General features: G+C 44.1%; 15 protein-coding genes. 3 read left to right on the forward strand and 12 right to left on the reverse strand.

From position 1 onward, the window contains the following. Positions 1-22: 22 nt before the first annotated feature. From J7545_RS02350 to J7545_RS02360, 3 genes are all read right to left on the reverse strand, one after another. A complete protein-coding gene (locus tag J7545_RS02350; protein ID WP_318702281.1) occupies positions 23-2,065 on the reverse strand; it encodes an ATP-binding protein in 2,043 nt (680 codons plus the stop codon). A 14-nt stretch (positions 2,066-2,079) separates the two neighbouring features. Then, entirely contained in the window at positions 2,080-3,294 is a 1,215-nt protein-coding gene (locus J7545_RS02355) for an ABC transporter substrate-binding protein (RefSeq protein WP_318702279.1), read from the reverse strand. A 108-nt stretch (positions 3,295-3,402) separates the two neighbouring features. Further along, the gene (locus J7545_RS02360; RefSeq protein WP_318702277.1) at positions 3,403-4,593 is read right to left on the reverse strand and encodes a tetratricopeptide repeat protein; all 1,191 of its coding nucleotides are present in this window, start codon (positions 4,591-4,593) and stop codon (positions 3,403-3,405) included. A 316-nt stretch (positions 4,594-4,909) separates the two neighbouring features. Between J7545_RS02360 and J7545_RS02365 the strand changes: the two genes are divergently transcribed. Further along, on the forward strand, positions 4,910-5,278 hold the full coding sequence (locus tag J7545_RS02365) for a hypothetical protein (protein WP_318702276.1): 369 nt from the start codon (positions 4,910-4,912) through the stop codon (positions 5,276-5,278). Positions 5,279-5,427: 149 nt separating this feature from the next. Here the strand turns inward: J7545_RS02365 and J7545_RS02370 are convergent, their stop codons facing one another. The 4 genes from J7545_RS02370 to J7545_RS02385 form a co-directional block, all read right to left on the reverse strand. Then, positions 5,428-6,060 carry an alpha/beta hydrolase gene (locus J7545_RS02370; RefSeq protein WP_318702275.1) on the reverse strand — a complete coding sequence of 211 codons (633 nt, stop codon included), beginning with the start codon at positions 6,058-6,060 and terminating at the stop codon, positions 5,428-5,430. Between the two features lie 31 nt (positions 6,061-6,091). Further along, entirely contained in the window at positions 6,092-6,886 is a 795-nt protein-coding gene (locus J7545_RS02375) for an alpha/beta hydrolase (RefSeq protein ID WP_318702273.1), read from the reverse strand. A 222-nt stretch (positions 6,887-7,108) separates the two neighbouring features. Beyond that, positions 7,109-8,449, reverse strand: a complete 1,341-nt coding sequence (locus J7545_RS02380; RefSeq protein ID WP_318719079.1) for a TldD/PmbA family protein — start codon at positions 8,447-8,449, stop codon at positions 7,109-7,111. 139 nt (positions 8,450-8,588) lie between these two features. Then, positions 8,589-10,067 carry a TldD/PmbA family protein gene (locus tag J7545_RS02385; RefSeq protein ID WP_318719080.1) on the reverse strand — a complete coding sequence of 493 codons (1,479 nt, stop codon included), beginning with the start codon at positions 10,065-10,067 and terminating at the stop codon, positions 8,589-8,591. A 172-nt stretch (positions 10,068-10,239) separates the two neighbouring features. On the opposite strand from J7545_RS02385, the gene J7545_RS02390 reads away from it, so the two are divergent. Both J7545_RS02390 and J7545_RS02395 read left to right on the forward strand, forming a co-directional pair. Beyond that, positions 10,240-10,620, forward strand: coding sequence for a nucleotidyltransferase family protein (locus J7545_RS02390; RefSeq protein ID WP_318702268.1), 381 nt, complete (start codon positions 10,240-10,242; stop codon positions 10,618-10,620). 165 nt (positions 10,621-10,785) lie between these two features. After that, complete coding sequence (locus J7545_RS02395) at positions 10,786-11,118, forward strand: DUF86 domain-containing protein (protein WP_318702266.1); 333 nt, start codon at positions 10,786-10,788, stop codon at positions 11,116-11,118. Positions 11,119-11,425: 307 nt separating this feature from the next. Here J7545_RS02395 and J7545_RS02400 read toward each other — a convergent pair whose 3' ends face one another. The 5 genes from J7545_RS02400 to J7545_RS02420 all read right to left on the reverse strand — a co-directional run bounded on the left by J7545_RS02400 (position 11,426) and on the right by J7545_RS02420 (position 17,545). Continuing rightward, positions 11,426-12,082, reverse strand: coding sequence for a hypothetical protein (locus tag J7545_RS02400; RefSeq protein WP_318702264.1), 657 nt, complete (start codon positions 12,080-12,082; stop codon positions 11,426-11,428). A 108-nt stretch (positions 12,083-12,190) separates the two neighbouring features. Then, complete coding sequence (cobA, locus tag J7545_RS02405; protein WP_318719081.1) at positions 12,191-13,693, reverse strand: uroporphyrinogen-III C-methyltransferase; 1,503 nt, start codon at positions 13,691-13,693, stop codon at positions 12,191-12,193. A gap of 3 nt (positions 13,694-13,696) precedes the next feature. After that, positions 13,697-13,948, reverse strand: coding sequence for a hypothetical protein (locus tag J7545_RS02410; RefSeq protein WP_318719082.1), 252 nt, complete (start codon positions 13,946-13,948; stop codon positions 13,697-13,699). A 135-nt stretch (positions 13,949-14,083) separates the two neighbouring features. Continuing rightward, entirely contained in the window at positions 14,084-14,311 is a 228-nt protein-coding gene (locus J7545_RS02415; protein ID WP_318719083.1) for a hypothetical protein, read from the reverse strand. A 33-nt stretch (positions 14,312-14,344) separates the two neighbouring features. Continuing rightward, positions 14,345-17,545 carry an NACHT domain-containing protein gene (locus J7545_RS02420; RefSeq protein WP_318719084.1) on the reverse strand — a complete coding sequence of 1,067 codons (3,201 nt, stop codon included), beginning with the start codon at positions 17,543-17,545 and terminating at the stop codon, positions 14,345-14,347. Positions 17,546-17,634 lie beyond the last annotated feature (89 nt).

The following is a 17,634-nucleotide window of genomic DNA, read 5'->3' on the forward strand; positions in this document are numbered from 1 at the left end:
AGTCCCTATTCATGTTGATGGCCTAGCCCATATTCTCACCCGCCTGTACGATGCGATCGGGGATAGTAATTTTAAATTCTGTGCCTTCACCTACATTTGAATCGCATTTGAGCGTTCCGTTATGGGTTTGGGTAATAATTTGATAGCTGATGGATAACCCCAATCCTGTGCCTTGCCCAATCGGTTTAGTTGTAAAAAACGGGTCAAAAATCCGTTGTTTTATCTCATCAGGAATCCCAGAACCATTATCAGCAATACGAATGACAATATTTCCCAGTTCTTCCTGGGATGTAGAAATAAAAATTTGAGGCGATCGCTCGCCTCCTGAATGACGGAATGGTTCCAGGGCATCAATCGCATTATTCAGGAGATTCATAAAGACTTGATTGAGTTGTGCTGGATAACATTCAATCAAGGGTAAATCTTCATAATTCTTGACAATCTCAATCGCTTTTCGATCGCCACTATATTTTATCTGGTTTTGCAGAATAACCAGGGTATTATCAATTCCTTCATGAATATTAGATTCCTTCATATTCGCTTCATCAAGACGGGAAAAATTGCGGAGAGAATCAACAATATCACGGACACGATTAGACCCCATTTTGATTGATTTTAGGAGTTTAGGAAAATCTTTCTTGATAAAATCAATATCAATCTCTTCTAATTTCTCTGCAATTGCCCTATCGGGATCTGGATAAGCGGATTCATACATCGCAATGGCATCCAGCAAGTTTTCTGCATAACTCTCTGTATAAATCAGATTTCCATAAATAAAACTAATAGGATTATTGATCTCATGAGCAATTCCAGCTACCAATTGGCCGAGGCTGGACATTTTTTCATTGTGAACAAGTTGTAGTTGAGTATTTTGTAGCTTGGATAATGCATCAGAAAGTTCTGCATTTTTAACTTCCATTTTTTGGAAAGAGAACTGTATTTCATCGTTCATTGAATTAAATGCATTGGCCAAGACTCCCCATTCATTGTCTTGCTTGAAAGTCAATCGAGTACAAAAGCTACCATTACTAATTTCATTAGCTGCCTGAGTTAATATTTCCAGAGGAGAGACGAGGATTTGAGCGATTTTAATACTCAATAAAGTAGAAATAAATATGGCTATCACTAGTACCAGCAAGATAACGACAACTAAACGACGAAGGGGAGCATAAACTTCTGAGGTCGGTAATTCAACAATTACACGCCAATTCACACCATAAACAAAAGCACTACTTCCAAATACGGGGAGGTTACGAAATCCTTGATAAATAGTAACTGAACCGGCTATTTGGGTATTTAAGGTTGTAATTAAGGACGGGTTGTTGAGAGGAGCTAACTTCATTTCTTTGTAAGCTTCCTCTGCTGTCAGTTGTTTGACTATCACTCGATTGTCTTCGTCCAAGATATAAACATAACCCGTTTGTCCAATCTGGACTTGTGCGACAATAAAAACGAGAAAATTGAGATTAATCGTTGCCACTAAAATGCCTTGAGGTTGTCCATTAAGATTTTGCAAGGGAAGAACTAAGGTCATGACCGGAACATGCAAATCTTCATCAAATGTGATGCGCTGAGAATATAGCGTTTGTTTTTGTATTGCCGTAGTAATTTCCTGCTTGGCGATTGAAGATCGTACAACATCTATGGGATCTGCCGATGAATAGGGTGCAATTGCGGTTAATACATTACCCTTTTCATTAATAATAGCGATCATTTCATAGGCATCATTTTGCCGTGTCAACCCTTCCAACAGACGATGTTGAATGGTTGGATCGATCTCAGTTAAACTGCGTATTTTTTGTAGATAGCTTAATTCTTTTTGTAGATCGTCTAATCGACTTCTGACTTTATTCGCTACAGATAGGGAGCGTTCTTCTTGTAGCTCGCTAATTCGTTGTTCCTGAGTTTGTCGAGTCAATTCGATGGCAATCACTCCAACAATTACTAAATTGAGGGTTACTAATGTAATCAAGCTGTAGCGAAGCAAATGCTCAATAGCAATGGTTCGCCATATAGCACTAAATTTTGACTGAATGTAATCTTTCAGTAACCTAAACCTATCCATTATGGGTTGCTATATTAAATATGGACTTCTTCAGTACGAGATAAATCTAAAGATAGACCAAAGACTTGCGGGCCGCCTACTTTCATTAAGGCTTGCTTAACGAAAGAATCATCGACTAGATCTTCGACAACGAAATCAGCAGACAATTGTTCTAGAAAAGAAATGTTATCTTGAATCAATATTTGTTTAAGCTGCTCGAGCAACGATCGCGTATACGATGGAAAGGGGTAAGGTTGAAAATCAATCCGCTGCGATCGCCACTCCGGATGAATCATCGCTCCTGTGCGAGTGTAGTAATCGCTATCGTAGGAGCTCAAGACTCGTTCTAGAACGGATACAGGATAGGGCATATATTTACTTCCATCGAGAGAAAGAAGATGTGCCAATTCTAAACGATTTGACCGAGACCATTGTTGTGATTTCACAATAGCATTAACCACTTTTTGTGTCCATTCAGGGCGATCTCGAATGTCATCTTCATGCATAAAGACTACACAGCAGGCATGATCTTTCCAAATATCTCCGGTAAGGCGTAACACTTTGCCAGTTCCTGTTGTCTCCGCCGCCACGTTGTACGGTTCTGCCACAATATACCCAGAAATATCCCCCTTAGAGAGAGCTAAAAGCATATCTGGAGGAGGGAAGACTGCCAACTGTACCTGATTAGGTTTCAAGTTTACATGAGTCGGTTTCACTATAGGCTCTAAACCATATTGACGCAAGAGAAGTTGCAGGACAATATTGTGGATAGAATACCAAGAGGGAATGGCAATGGTTTGCCCCCCTAACTGGCTGGGGCGATCGATGTTGGGCAAGACGGTAATCGCCGAACCATTTGTATGGTTCCAAGCAACAACTTTTCCGGGAATGTTGAGACCATAGCGTATCCATACTGTTGTGGGCATTAATAAGTGAATAACGTTCACGTCGCCGTTGATAAAGGCGTGAGAGAGAGTATCCCAAGAATGATACTTTTGGGGAGGGGAGACTTCCAGACCTTCAGAACGATAAAAGCCTTTGTCGTAGGCAGCTAGTAATGGAGCCGCGTCCGTAATGGGAATGTAACCAATGTTAACCAGATGATTGTCTGATGGTTGGGAGGCTCGGGGATTCAATAGGCGATCGCAACTCGATACGGCGATTGACATACCGATTGATGTCGAAAACAAACGGGTTAATATCAGAAACTGACGGCGATTGATCTCCAAATTAGGCTTTAATTCTAACATGTTCGTGAGGGCAACTCATGGCCAGAATAGGTATTTTTGATGACTTCTGATTAAGAATTGCGAGCAAAAAAGGATTCCGAGTGATTTCCGATGCTTCGGATTGCACGATTACAGGTCTGTAAATCCCATGGTGGCGAGTTCTTGTTGAAGTCTCTCCCCCTCTTTGGGATTGATGCCTTTGTAAAGAGCGATCGCTTCTTTAAATGCTTTTAAGCTTTCAGGAACGTTTCCACCTTTGAGATAGGCAACTCCCAGGTTCTGATAGGCTTGGGCATATTGGGGATTATATTGTATGGCTTTGCGATAGGCAGCGATCGCACTGTCGAGTTTTCCTAAAGTCTTAAATGCCATCCCTCGGTTAAAGTAACCCTTCGCAAACGTGGGATCGATTTCTACGGTTTTCTGGTACATTAATAGGGCATTCCCCAGGTTTCCTTGAGCCTGGAGCAAGTTTCCCAAGTTATTATAAGCACCCAGTTTTAAGGGGGGAAAAATATCTAGGGCGATCGCCTGTTGATAATATTTGATGGCTTTGGGACTATTTTCCAGGCGAGTGTAGGCTAGTGCCAAATGATAATAGAGTTCAAAGCGGACTAAATGGGTGGTTTCCTGAGAAAGGGCACTTTTCAATACTTCAATTCCCCGTTTTACCTCTCCCATTTGGCTGTAGAGTGCGCCTAATTTGCTGCAAGTGTAGGGGTCTCGCGGGTGTTCGCTTAAATAGGCTTCCATGGCGAGTTTTGCGCGCTCTGCCTTGTTTTGAGCGGCAATAATACTCGGTTGATAGCCATAATGATCGATCGCGATCGTGGGTAAATTTCCAATTTTCCAATGGGGTTCTGTTTTTAACAGTGCTTCGACGGAATCATCCACAATCGCATGATAGGGGCGGGTAAATTGCACTTGGGGATGATTGCGAAACAGACGAGAAACCAGAGAATAGGGAGATTGAGTCGCTCCAATTTCATGACGAATGAGGTTAATGACTAAATGCTCTTCAGAGGTTATGGCCTGTTTTAGGGGGTTAATTGCGCTAGGATTCAAGTGTTCGTCGGCATCTAAGACTAAAATCCAGTCTCCCTGTGCATATTTGAGGGACTCATTACGGGCGATCGCAAAATCATTGCACCATTCAAAGTATTCAACCTGTGCCCCCCATTGCTTGGCGATGTCCACGGTGCGATCGATTGAGCCGGTATCCAACACCACCATTTGATCGACCACATCTTTTACACTTTTCAGACAAGCGGGAAGATTCTGCTCTTCATTTTTAACAATAATGCACAAGCTTAATGTCATAGGTAATGAGTCATTTAAGGGGAACAAGTTAACACTGTAACTTACTTGTCAAGGGGAGTCATGAGACTTCTTGCAGAAGTCAGGCACAAGGCACAAGGCAATAATTATAAGAATATATGATTACTGCATTACTATTCATTTTCTGCTGACCTATGCCAGAGGTCTAGTAACACAATACCTCGGTATCCCTGATTAGGGATTCTGAAAATTCTTGACAGGAAATAAAATCTGTGATAATTAAGAGACTGAATCAGTCATACAAAATTGAACTGACCGTTATATGGTAGCAAATTAACTAAAAGTGAGGGAATAGGATATGGAGGAAGAAAATCTACTTAAAATAGTCAATGAAGCCAGCAAACGGTGGCAATCATCGTTTAATTCAGGGAAGGCAGCAGGCTGTGCTAATGAATATGAGGAAACAGCAGTGATGTATGCCAGACCATTTGGTACATTTACAGGTCGCGAAGAAATCCAACAATTTTGGCAAAAGCTCATTGAAGATGGGTTTTCTGAGGTGGAATATATCGAACCCAAAATCGACATCGTTGATGAAACCAGTGCAATATTAACTTCCCAATGGAAAATGAATAAAGCTAGTGGTGTTATTCATAAGGAACTTTGGGTCTTACAAGCTGATGGAACAGCAAAATTGCGAGAAGATGATTTTGAAGCACAAAATTAGACTTATTGCAGAAGTCAGAGAATAGGGAATGGAATAGGGAATAGGGATACAGGATGACTCTATTACTCAATTAATCTACCAGAAACCCGGCTTCTGTTTTAAGAAACCGAGTGTTTCATCCCACAGCCTAAATCATGAATAATGATGGTTCAGGGACTCTCGAATTCTTCGCAGTCGCAGACAACACTACTGAGAAAATCCTTGACAATGGCGATCGGTAACTCTAACCTTACTCCAATGCGCTCCACAAAGGCGATCGCATCATTCGCCACTCGTTGCACTCGCTGTCCATCCACATAGAGGCCTTCCGTGGGATAGTTCTGCAAGAACTCTAACAGAGAAATCTGGCCATCATCACTGGCAGATAGGGTAATTGCAGAGCGCAAGGCTTGAATATTGGCTTTTCCCGACCGGGTACTAAATAAGAAGCCTAATTCAAAGAGTACATACTCTCCGGGTAAGGAGTAAAATACCCGATCCACGAATAATACATTAACCCCTATGTTATAGGTTAATAACTCGCGTATCTGCTCTGGATCGGCATTGGACACATCCAGAATAAATCGGATAATCGGGGATTCCTCTCCCGTTTCCACAAACTCAACTAGATCTTCAACAGGAACTGACCGAGAAACGGGGCCATACTTTAACACGACCCGTTCAGCACCGAGAGCTGCTGAATTTCCTAAACACAGACTCGCTACACCCGCGCACACAAGGGGACAGGCGCGAACCATCCACTGAGAAACCTGTTGTTGAATGGACTGTATAACTGTAGACATAAGCATTGAGTCTCAAAACTAATCAACCAGATTACTCAACGCTGGCGCTGAGACGAGAAAGGTTTGTAAAGCTGACTGACTCTAACACAATGGAGTCATCGGCAATATCTTTAATGACGATACCTTCTTCTGTAACTTCTGCTGTATAGGTGCTGGGTTTGCAGCTATTGCTGGAGGATGCAGAAGCAGAAAGTCCTTCAGTTGTGGGCAGATTACTGGTTTCTTCGCATTCACAGACGATATCCTGAAGGAAGCGTTTGGCCACTTCTAAAGCAGGAATAATGCGCTCGATCAGAGCTTTGGCTTGTAAATAAACTGGCTCTAAATTGGTGATATCTACGGTAATTGTTTCGATGGGATAACGTTCGAGTAAGCCAATAATGGAGAGTTCCCCATCGTCTTCTACCGCTTCTAGGAGAGTATTTTTAACCGCGTCTAAGTCTTGGCGACTGGCGGAGGAGGCGATCGCCTCATCTAATTTCAGAACCACAAATTCCCCTGTGGAGGTGTCGATCAGGTCTCGGAGGAAGTTAGGATTAACCCGAATCGACAAATTGAGGACATCTTGGACTTCCGATGGCACTTGATCTGTATCGTCTAAGAAGCGCCGTAAGTCAGAAGGAATCTCGCCGGTGCGGGCAAAGTCTCTCAGTTCACGAACTTCAAGGGTGATTTGCTCAGATTTATATTTGAAAATGATCGTATCAGCAGCCTGGGCAGTGGGAGCGAAACAGACGATACTGGCTGCACTGGCTGCAGTTCCCAAAAGAGTGGCGATCGCGCTTTGGCGAAAACGACCTAGGGCATTGATGCTAACTCTATCCATCGCATTCTCCTCAACAGATGTGACTCTATATAAGCATGATTTGCCCTGGTTGAATATAAAATCGATCTAAAGAGTTATGGTGGTGGGCGCTAGGCAATTTTTACCTATTGCCTATTGCCTAGCGCTATAACCCTTCGATTGGGCAGGTTCACAAGAGTTATTGGTGAGAATTAGGAGATATTGAGTGAACCTGCCTCTGCAATTAATTATCCATCAACTCTCCTATTCTCCGGTGATGGATAATCCTTCAATCCAGATGCGAGGACAAACACCATCGGGAGTAATTTCTGGTTCGGGTTCCACATAGACGATGGATTTTAGCACTTCTAAAATATCACCAGCTACGGTGGCAGAATCGATGGAAATCTGCTCCCCTTTATTGACAAGCCAACCGTCAAAGGGAAGGGAAAATGACCCTTGTAAGGATTGGACTCCAGCATGGAGGGCATTCAGTTCGTCGATGAAAATCACGTTTTCGGCTGCATCTAGGCTAAAGGTAGAATCGCTCTTTTGTCCGGGAAAAACATGATAATAGTGGGGACTAACCGTGACTTTTGCGCCAATGTTGGCATGTCCTGTGGGTTGAGCATTCATGCGTTTAGCCGTTCCTGCACTATGCAAGAAATGGGTTAACACGCCCTCGGTGATAATGGGCACTCGGCGTGTCGGCGTTCCTTCTCCGTCAAATGTAGTTTTAGCAATATTTTCGGGATGCAAAGCATCATCACAAAACGACAGCAGGGGAGAGGCAATGGGTGTTCCTAAAGATTCTGGAGTGGATAAACTTTGACGATCTAAGATATTTTGGGCATTAAAGATATTGGTAAAGGAATCCAACAGACTTAGAAATGCCACAGGTGAAAACACCACCAAATATTTCCCCGATTTCACTTTCTGATAATTCAGGTGACTGATGGTTTTTTCGGTGGCTTCTTTTAAGCAGCCTTCGATATCTAGTTTCTCGAACCCTTTGCCAAATTTGACTGAACCGGCGCTGCGCGGTTTTTTGCCTTCCTGTTCGGTTTTGGTGTACAGATAAATGGAGGCATACGAACCGCCCTCATGACGAGCAGCCCCGGCACTGTTGACATAAAAGCGCTCAACATCCCGTTGTGCTAATCCATTATAGGGAACTCCGGCGATCGCCTCATGGGAGTCGAGTAATTGTTTCTCTACATCCACTAATTTCTCAATCAAGATGTCTACCGATGCTTGAGGCACTTTATCTACTGGACTTTCCAGGGGTGAAGTCGCTTCCGGACTAAAATCAGGCACATGCTCTTTCATGCCGAAAAAACTGGCTTCATAGGCCGTTTTTAGCGCCAATTCTAGCCCCTCTGAATCGAGTTCAGTGGTGCTGGTAATGCCCATGCGATTTTCTTCGTTCCATACCCTGACGGTAATACTAGAACGCTGAGATGCTTTCACCTGATCCGGTTCGCCGCTATCGACTTGCACGCTGGTTTCTTCGACAGCAGAACCATAAATATCAAACTTTTGAATACCCAGTTTTTGGGCACTCTCTTTTGCAGAGCTGGTTAATGAATCGATTGTTTGTACCATTGGTAATGAGTAATGAGTAATGAGTAATGAGTAATGAGTAATGGGTAATGGGTAATGGGTAATAGGTAAAATCTGTTTTTTTCTATTCCCTATTCCCCATTCCCTATTCCCCATTCCCTATTCCCTAGCGCTTCGCGCTCTACGATCGCCCCCCGACGGTGATAGAATCCACCTTAATATGGGGTTGGCCGACGGTAACATAAACGCTGCCACTGACAGAACCACAGAATCCAGCCGCCAAGCCTAAATCTTGGGAACTCATGGAAATTTTCTGCATAATTTCCTTGGCTTCCCCGATTAAGGTTGCACCTTTTAAGGGTTTGGTAACCTTTCCTTTTTCAATTAAATAGGCTTCATCAACCGCAAAGTTAAATTCACCGGTTGGTCCGACACTGCCGCCGCCCATTTTCTTACAATAAATGCCCTTATCAATGGAGGAAAAAATGTCATCTAAAGAATAGGCTCCTGGGGCAATGTAGGTATTCCGCATCCGAGAAGCGGCGGCGTAGGTGTAGGACTGACGGCGACCACTTCCGGTTCTGGGATGCCCTGTCCGCATGGAACCGGCGCGATCGGAGATAAAGTTTTTCAGAATACCATTTTCAATTAACAAGGTTTTCTGAGTCGGCATTCCTTCATCATCCATATCAATAGTGCCAAACTCTCCTTCTGAGCGTCCTTCATCCCAAGCGGTGAGATTTTCATGGGCAATTTTTTCGCCTTTCTGATCCATAAAGGGGGTGGTTTTCCGCTCAATTTGTGTGGTTTCTAACAGGTGGCCGCACGCTTCGTGGAAAATTACGCCACCAAATTGATTGGCCATTACAATCGGATAATTTCCCGATTCTACATAGTCGGCATAGAGCATTTTACCCGCTGCTTCTGCTAATTCAAAAGCCGTAGTATCACTATCCCAACTGCGTAAAAAATCAGGCTTGCTGGTGCTGCCGAGCCGTTTGCCGATGGAGGTGCGATGGCTGCCATCGGCACAGAGGAGACTGCAACCGACGGACTGGGTGAGGCGAATATCGCGGGCAAATGTGCCATCACTGGCAGCTACGAGGACTTCTTGCCAGTCGCGGAAGTAGATGGCGCGGCGAGATTGGATATGGGAGGCTTTTTGGTTGAGGCGATCGCTCGCTTGTAATAGAATATCTCCCATCTCTTGCATGGAGCTACAGTTCTCTAACCAGAGCTGCTTTCCCTTGGTGCTGGCATAGTCGCGCAGGGGTTCGAGGTTGACTTCAGGAATATAGGAGTTGGCAGAAGGGAGGTTAAAGCCGAGAATGAGCAACCCTTTTTCCAGAGCAGCTTTGAGTCCGGTAAAGGATAAATCGTTGGTACTCACATAACAGTCTGCTTTGCCGCGAAATACCCGCACCCCTGCACCGGTAGACAAGCGCGGGGAAATACTGGTGATGGTATCCTCTTCGCCCATACAACTGATATAGTTGATCCGCTCTAGGAAGAATTCGATAAAGTCTGCACCTGCTGCGCGTCCCCATCCCAGGAGACTCGATAGCATCACTTCCCAGCTTTCATCAAACCGATGTTTGGTGGCGTGATAAGCTCTAGCGGATAGGTCATTGGCGATCGGCGCTTGAATTACAAGAGTCATAAAGTCGCTTGTGGTGATAGGGTTGTTGAAGAATAATATCCTCTAGTGTGTCACACTTACGCTCCTCTTGCCGCCGTCTTGTAGCTAAAATTGAGTTCAGTTCTAAAATGAGGGGTCAATAAGTATCAAATTTACCGATCGCCTTCTTTTATAGATTAAGAGTGAAAATTTTATGCAAGAACTAGAACCAGAAATTTATGCTCAAATCGTTGAATTATGTGATTCAGGCGATCGCAATCTTTACGATCGCCTAGGAATCACTCCAGAACAACTGGCTGATTTTTGCGATCGCTGGCAAGTGGCTGAACTGGCAGTGTTTGGTTCAATTCTCCGGGATGATTTTCATGCAGGTAGCGATATTGATGTTCTAGTTTCGTATCAGCCGACTGCCCAAAGAGGATTGATTGAAAAGATGCACATGAAAGAGGAGTTAGAAACCTTGTGCGATCGCCCAGTCGATTTAATTAGCAAGAGAGCGATCGAACTCAGTCAAAATTGGATTCGGCGCAAGAACATCCTGGAGTCTGCTGAGGTTATTTATGTCGCGAGATAAAGAACATTTGGTTGATATCATCACTGCGATAAAACTTACAGCGATTCGCGCTGCTATGAGGTACATTGTTGATCGTAGATGTGAGTTGTCATTGCGACCGCAGGCAAGCAATCGCCAAGATTGGGGGATTTTGCGATTGCTTCATTCCACTTCGTTCCATTCGCAATGACTGATCTCAATGAGACTGTACTCCGTTACAGCGCTTTGCGCTGTATTTTCCAATATACGCAAGGTTTGGATGCCAAAACTTTAGCGGAGAATATTGAAAAACAGGATGCAATTTTACGTCGTATCACCATCATTGGCGAGGCAACAAAAAGATTATCAAAAGAATTTAGAAACCAGCACTCTGCTATCCCCTGGAAAGAGATGGCAGGAATGCGAGATGTGATTACGCATGATTATGATGAAGTTGATATGGATGAAGTTTGGAAGGTTATTTCTATAAACTTACCCGAACTTCTCAACTATATTGAACCTTTGGTGGCAAGCGATTAAAACTCAGATTAATTATTTCAAACCCTGGTAAACGGTGATAGAATCGCTAATAAACTATTGCCAATAATCTTCATGATAAAGCGGTAGAAGCTGTTTAGGTTGGGAAGGAGCCTGTAGCATCAGAATTTACCTTGCGCTGCTTTTACAGCGCTTTGCGCTGCTATGAGGGACAATATTGAATCCTTAAAGCCATATACCACAACCCTATTCCCTATTCCCTATTACCTATTCCCTAGCGCAAAGCGCTATATCGCACTTCTATTTTAATCTGAGTTTTTGGGAATTGCGACAAAATCACTCAGATTAATTAGTTCATCAAATCATTATGGATAATTAATGAAGCAGATGCGGTAGGATTATCTCGCTCAAAATGAATCCTCTGAGCCGGAAAATAGATGGTTTGATAATCGCGAATGGTTTCTTCTTTTCCTAAACCTTCTTGTCCTCTGGATAAGGCTCGGTTCAAGGCGGTGTCAAAGTTACAATCGACCCAAATCTTCAGATCGTATTCATCCATCCAGGGTTTCTTGAAGATAAAAATCCCTTCAAAGAGGATGATATCTATATCTTTGAAGTCATAAGTAGAGTCGTAAAATCGATCGGTTTTCAGATCGAGAGATTTTGCTTGTAAGTCAATTGATTGGTTCTGCTTCAGGGGGAGAATCAAGGAGTTAAACAGTTCTTGCCAACGAAAGGCATTGTCATAAAAATGTTGGGCTGGATTGTCTCGATTAAATCGAATATTTTGGGGATGATGCCAAGCATCGAGTCCAATTAAGGCAATGTTGAGGTATCGGGTTTTCAACACCTTCAAGATTTCGTTGCTGATGACACCCTTGCCTGAGCCGTCAATACCACTAATGGCAACGAGTAAACTTCGCTCATCGGAGATTCGAGAACGAGTTTGTTCGATTTGATCGACTGCCTTGTGAATATCCTTAAGTAAAACTTCAGGTAATTTCATTTTTGATTGGAAACCATGACTCTTTTAAGATACAAAGGGCGAGTTTACGTTATTGATTTTTGGGGGTTCTAAATTTAGGTATAACCTGCCTCTACAGAGATTCAACGGTTAATGATTTTTGGCCCATTGTACGATCGCCTCCGTTAAGCCGTCTAAAGTATATTCTTTGGCTTCAATATCAACGCGTCCTAGAAGATCTTGACAGGTTTTGGAGGTTTGGGGACCGATAGAGGCGATACAAACGGAATTTAAGGAAATTTTACCGGTTTGATTGAGGATTTGAACTGTGTTTTTAACGGTTTTGGAACTGGCGAAGGTAATCACCGTTACTTGTCCGTTTTGCAGAGCGTTTAGGGCTTCTGGGGGAATGGTTTGAGGACATTGGGATTGATAGGCGGCAACTTCCGTGACACGAGCGCCTTGAGCGGTGCATTCTTGAACGAGGACTTCTCGCCCTCCCGTTTCGACGCGGGGAAAGAGGAGGCTTTTTCCAGATAAGGGTTCGGGGAAATGCTCGACGAGGGTATCGGCAATAAATTTGGGGGGAATATAATCGGGTTCGAGTCCCTGTTGGCGCAAACTGGCGGCAGTTTTTTTGCCGACTACAGCGATTTTAATGCCAGCGAGGGCGCGACTATCGAGATGATGGTGTTGGAGGCGTTGAAAGAAGTAGTCAACAGCGTTACTGGAGGTGAGGATGAGCCAGTTAAAGGTCGATAAATTGGCGATCGCCCCATCTAACCCTTCCCAACTCGAAGGCGGTACAATCTCTAAGGCAGGCATTTCAATCACTCTAGCTTCCTGTTGTTGCAACTGTTGCGTAAATTCACTGGACTGACCCGCCGAACGGGTGACTAAAATGGTGTGGTGGGATAGGGGCATAGGACAGGGAAAATGAACCAAATTAGGCGATAATGCCTCAACGACGTTTCCTATAATAATCACTGCTGGGGACAGACTTTGACCTGCGGTGAGTTCAATAATATTTTGTAATCTGCCTTGCCAGATCTGTTGCTCTGGAAATCCCGCCCAACGAATAATCGCAATTGGGGTATCTGGATGTTTACCATGGTTACCAAGTTGACGGATAATTTCCGCAAGTTGACGGGTTCCCATCAGAATAACCAGGGTTTTCATCTGCGCTAAAACCAGCCAATTTAACAGACTCGGATCGTGAGCTGTGACAACTGTAAAGCCTTGACTTAAAATCGGATCGGTGAGTGCAATACCGGCTAAAGTCGGTGCAGCAATAGCTGAAGAAAGTCCGGGAACAATTTCTACCGGGCAGTTTTGACTCAGAAGCGCTTGCAGTTCCGAACCACTGCGACCAAAAATCAAGGGATCGCCACTTTTGAGGCGTACCACCTGGTTTCCCTGTTGACAGTAATAGATTAGCGCTTGATTAATGCTACTTTGGGAGGCACTGGGTTTACCTCCCCGTTTTCCCATGTCGAGGAGCAAACAGTGCGATCGCACTTCGGCAAATAGATGCGGATCGACCAGAGCATCATAAATAACAACATCGGCTTGTTTAAGCAGAGTATAAGCTCGTAGAGTGAGCGTGTCGAGACGACCTAATCCTGCGCCCACTAAATAGACTTTACCGACCATGGGTTAAGATTTGGATTCCGGATTCAATCGGCGGTTAACCCAACTGATGACACCACTGGCAATCGATCCAGCCATGAGAATGCCGATCGCCGGAGTAAACACCGGTTCCCACAATTTATACCAGAGATCGAAGCCTAGGGGAATATCCAGGGAGCGACCCAAAAGGGCGATCGCAAACCACCCAAAGCTAAATAAGACGAAAAATAAGTTGAGGGTTAAAACGGTGTTGAGTCCGTTTAAGAGTTTGTCTTTCATACACTGTGATTTCGCGATCTTTAAAGATTAAAAATTAAAAACTTACCATTGTCTATAGCCAGAGCCTTTATTATCTCAGGTGTCTGTAGGGGCGGGTTATACCCAAATCTTGTAGACTGACAACTATTTTTGTATTCATGTCCGCTTGCGGAAACCCGCCCTCCCCCACCATGTCTCTACCTTCTTAAACTTTTTGGACACGATCGCCGTAATACTCCCGCATCCACGCTTTCTGAATAATCTCATCCGAAGGTTCGTCGGGTGGTAAACCTTCTCTAGCCAAATTCCATCGCCCGGCAATTCGATCGCATTACAGGTGCGATCGCGCTCTTGCACTACAACCCTTTTACTACTGTTAACCAATTCTTGAAACCCTTTTTGAATTTTGACTTGCTCCTACTCTCCTTCCTTCATCTTACTGCCAGTAACATACTTCTCTGCATGAACCCTGAGCACAGCTTCTAGAGAATCAACTCGACACTCGTTACTCGTGCATTGTCTAGTTGTTGTAAGTGCTAATCGCCACTGCTCTAGCCGAGCTGTAGCTTCAGCAACATTAGTTAGTGCATCAGTCCTGGAGTTATGACTCCCAAGCTTTTTTGCAGAGTCTAGAGCTTTCCACAATAATTCTTCTGCTGTACCAAATTGTTCGAGATCTCCGTAAAATTGGGCAATTGCAATCAAGACCTCAGCTTTGATGTCAGGATAATTCATATTCTTAACAGAGCGGTGAGCTTGTTTGATTATTTTTTGCGCTTTTTCAAAATTATTTATTTCACTGTAAACTCGGACAACATCAACTAATTTGTGAGGATAATAATCAGCATCTTCAATCCTGTTTATGCTAGTTAGGGCATTTTGTAATGTTTTCTCTACTCTATCTGTTTTTTCGATTTCCATAAATCCTTTAGACATAGCAATCAGGAAATCCGATCTATCTTCTAAATTATCAATACTTTGAGCCGATTCAACAGCTTGCTCTAGTAATTGAGTTGCTTTTTCAAAATACTCAACATCGAAATAGGATCGAGCAATATCATTTAAGCTAAATGATTTATCTCCTAAATGTTCAATGCTCTGAGCTAAATCAATAGAAGCTTCTAGTAGTTGGTTGGCTTTGTCAATTTTCTCGATCGTGCCATAAGTCCGAGCAATAGAGTTTAAAACATATAATTTATCTGCTGAATGTTCAAGATCTTGAGCTGATTGGATAGCTTGTTCCAGTAGCTGATTGACCTTCTCAAACTCATTGATTTGAATATAGGTCTGAGCAACTTTATTCAAAATATATGACTTATTAGATACAAATTCTGATAATAAAGTTGATTTATTTGATTTGACTTCAATCTGGCTAGCATAGTTCAAGGCTTCTTCCAACATTTGGGCAGATTTTTGGGGTTGCCCTTGTTTTATATAAGCCTGTGCAATAGTTGTTAAAAGGTAAGATTTATCTAAGGAGTTATCAATGGTTTTTACCCATTCAAATTCTGATTGTAAAAGTTGGGATTCTTTCTCAGGGAGATTCAACTTACCAGTCAACTGAATAATTGCTTGTAATGATTTAGCTCTATAGGGAGAATACTCAATTCTATCAATAATAGTAAAACTTTCTTGCAATAGTTCTGTCGTTCTTGTCCAGTTCTGACGATCGCTATAAACTTTAGCTATTGCCCATAAAGCATAAGTTTTAGATGCAGGGAAATCTATCGAATCAGCCAGTTGTAAGCCTTGTTTAAAGTGTCCATTGGCTGCCAATACTTCGGCTGCTATTGCTGTTTTACTATCGCTACCTTCGCTAAACCGAACAATATCTCGCCGCATCTGCCAAAGTTGTCCGGCTTTGGTGTATTCCAATCCACCCCAAGTTCCCAGAGCCAATACCCCAGCTAAGATAACCACTGCCATCCAGCGATACAACCGTTGCCAGCTTTTACCAATCAGCTTCCGTTTATCTCGTTGTTTCCCTCCCCAAATTAAATAAGCCTTCTGTCGCCGCAACAGAAATAACTCTCCAAGATCGAATAAATAGCGAGGATGGCGACTGCTTCCCAACCATTCATTCACCCGCTTATCCAATAAGCGATTGGCTTTATCAGCTTCCGTGAGCTGTGTTCCCGACAGTTGCAACAAAGCCGGAATCGTGCGCTCGTGGGCCAACTCGTAGCCCTGACTTCCCTCTTGCTCCACCGGAGAAAGCAAGCGCACATCAGCTCGCGCTAACCAAATCGTTGCGTTGTAAACTTCCCTCGGTTTTGCCGTATCTTTTAGTTTCTGCTGCAATTGGGCAATGGTTAGCACCTCGCCGCGCACTTGTCGCTCCATATCCGTCAGCGCTAACAAGACTTTCACCAAAATTTCCCGTTGGCGCGCCGTAGTTTTGCTGGCGATAACCTCCTCTAAATAGCGCCGCAACAAGCCCTCAATCCCGCCCAACTTCTGCAACGTTCGCTCGTTAAACCCCCGCAGCTCGGCAACGCTTTCCCGATTTAACATCGATGCCAAAATCTGCAAATCCACCGGAGAAATTAACCCATTATCGCGGTTGCCCAACTCCTCCGCCATCAACCGCTCCACAAACGGACGGTCAAAAGCTAACTTTTCCGTTTCCGCAATCACCGATAGCACTCGTGCGGCTTCTTTCGGTTGAAAACAGCGCAACCGCGAGACCTCCAGGGGACTCGGCGCATAATTCAACCATTCCTCAATCTCATACAAGTGATAGGACAAGTCGGCGCGCACGCTAAACAGAATCTTAATCCCGTGCAAGTCCTCTCTGGCATACCAAACTTCCAGAACTTCCCGAAACGGTTTCCGTTCTGCGTCCGATTTGGCTTGCACGAAAAACTGCTCGAACTGGTCGAATAATAAAACCAGAGGAGTCTGGTTCTCTTGCATCACATGCTTGAGCAACCCAATCAATGCTCTCGGTTCTGGTGCAACAGGCGGCGATGCGGTTAATGACAGTTGCTTAACGATCGCTTTCTGGACAGCTTCCAAAGGATTTTGGTTACTGAAGCGCACGTATACCGCTCGCTTACCGCGCTCTTGCCACAACGGAACCAATCCCGCTTGCAGAAACGAGGTTTTGCCGCATCCCGACTCTCCCACCAAATGCCCAAACCGAAAACTCTGGCTCTCCAACGCTTCGCAACATCGCTGTAAGTCCTGCTGGCGCTCCAACCGCCGAAAGATTTCCGCATCCTCTTTGGTAAACGGACGCAACCCTTTAATCGCCCGATGTTCCTTAACCGCTTCCTCGCTCTCTTGTTGCGGTAAACTGCGAGGCATCGTCACCACCGCAACTCCCACCGCAGCCAGAGGAATAACACTGACAGCGAACCAGAATGCATTGGCATACCAGCCCGGAAGAGTCAAAATCCCTTGCAGTGCTGTAGCAACACCCCCGTCCGGACGGCAAAAGGCGAGCAGTACCACCTCAGCTAACAGAAGCAGAGTAAACCAATTCCGGTTACGGATTAATTCTGCCACCCACCGCCCAAATACAGCCAGTTCTTCGGTTCTTTTCTGGATAAGATTTTCGGGATTAGATGGTGGTGTCTTTGCTGGAGGATTTTCGGAAGCAGGTTCCGCACTCATGAGTACAGGAGGAAAGTCACGGCCACTTCATTGTAATCGCCAATTCCGCCCAGATGGCCAAACAGAGTTCTCTGGAAACCTTGTTCGGT

The sequence above is a fragment of the Roseofilum sp. SBFL genome (assembly GCF_017746885.1).
GTDB lineage: Bacteria > Cyanobacteriota > Cyanobacteriia > Cyanobacteriales > Desertifilaceae > Roseofilum.

Bases quoted from the DNA above. Each gene is read 5' to 3' on its own strand.
- J7545_RS02350 (WP_318702281.1), bottom strand. From the start codon at position 2,065: ATGGATAGGTTTAGGTTACTGAAAGATTACATTCAGTCAAAATTTAGT.
- J7545_RS02355 (WP_318702279.1), bottom strand. From the start codon at position 3,294: ATGTTAGAATTAAAGCCTAATTTGGAGATCAATCGCCGTCAGTTTCTG.
- J7545_RS02360 (WP_318702277.1), bottom strand. From the start codon at position 4,593: ATGACATTAAGCTTGTGCATTATTGTTAAAAATGAAGAGCAGAATCTT.
- J7545_RS02365 (WP_318702276.1), top strand. From the start codon at position 4,910: ATGGAGGAAGAAAATCTACTTAAAATAGTCAATGAAGCCAGCAAACGG.
- J7545_RS02370 (WP_318702275.1), bottom strand. From the start codon at position 6,060: ATGTCTACAGTTATACAGTCCATTCAACAACAGGTTTCTCAGTGGATG.
- J7545_RS02375 (WP_318702273.1), bottom strand. From the start codon at position 6,886: ATGGATAGAGTTAGCATCAATGCCCTAGGTCGTTTTCGCCAAAGCGCG.
- J7545_RS02380 (WP_318719079.1), bottom strand. From the start codon at position 8,449: ATGGTACAAACAATCGATTCATTAACCAGCTCTGCAAAAGAGAGTGCC.
- J7545_RS02385 (WP_318719080.1), bottom strand. From the start codon at position 10,067: ATGACTCTTGTAATTCAAGCGCCGATCGCCAATGACCTATCCGCTAGA.
- J7545_RS02390 (WP_318702268.1), top strand. From the start codon at position 10,240: ATGCAAGAACTAGAACCAGAAATTTATGCTCAAATCGTTGAATTATGT.
- J7545_RS02395 (WP_318702266.1), top strand. From the start codon at position 10,786: ATGACTGATCTCAATGAGACTGTACTCCGTTACAGCGCTTTGCGCTGT.
- J7545_RS02400 (WP_318702264.1), bottom strand. From the start codon at position 12,082: ATGAAATTACCTGAAGTTTTACTTAAGGATATTCACAAGGCAGTCGAT.
- cobA (WP_318719081.1), bottom strand. From the start codon at position 13,693: ATGGTCGGTAAAGTCTATTTAGTGGGCGCAGGATTAGGTCGTCTCGAC.
- J7545_RS02410 (WP_318719082.1), bottom strand. From the start codon at position 13,948: ATGAAAGACAAACTCTTAAACGGACTCAACACCGTTTTAACCCTCAAC.
- J7545_RS02420 (WP_318719084.1), bottom strand. From the start codon at position 17,545: ATGAGTGCGGAACCTGCTTCCGAAAATCCTCCAGCAAAGACACCACCA.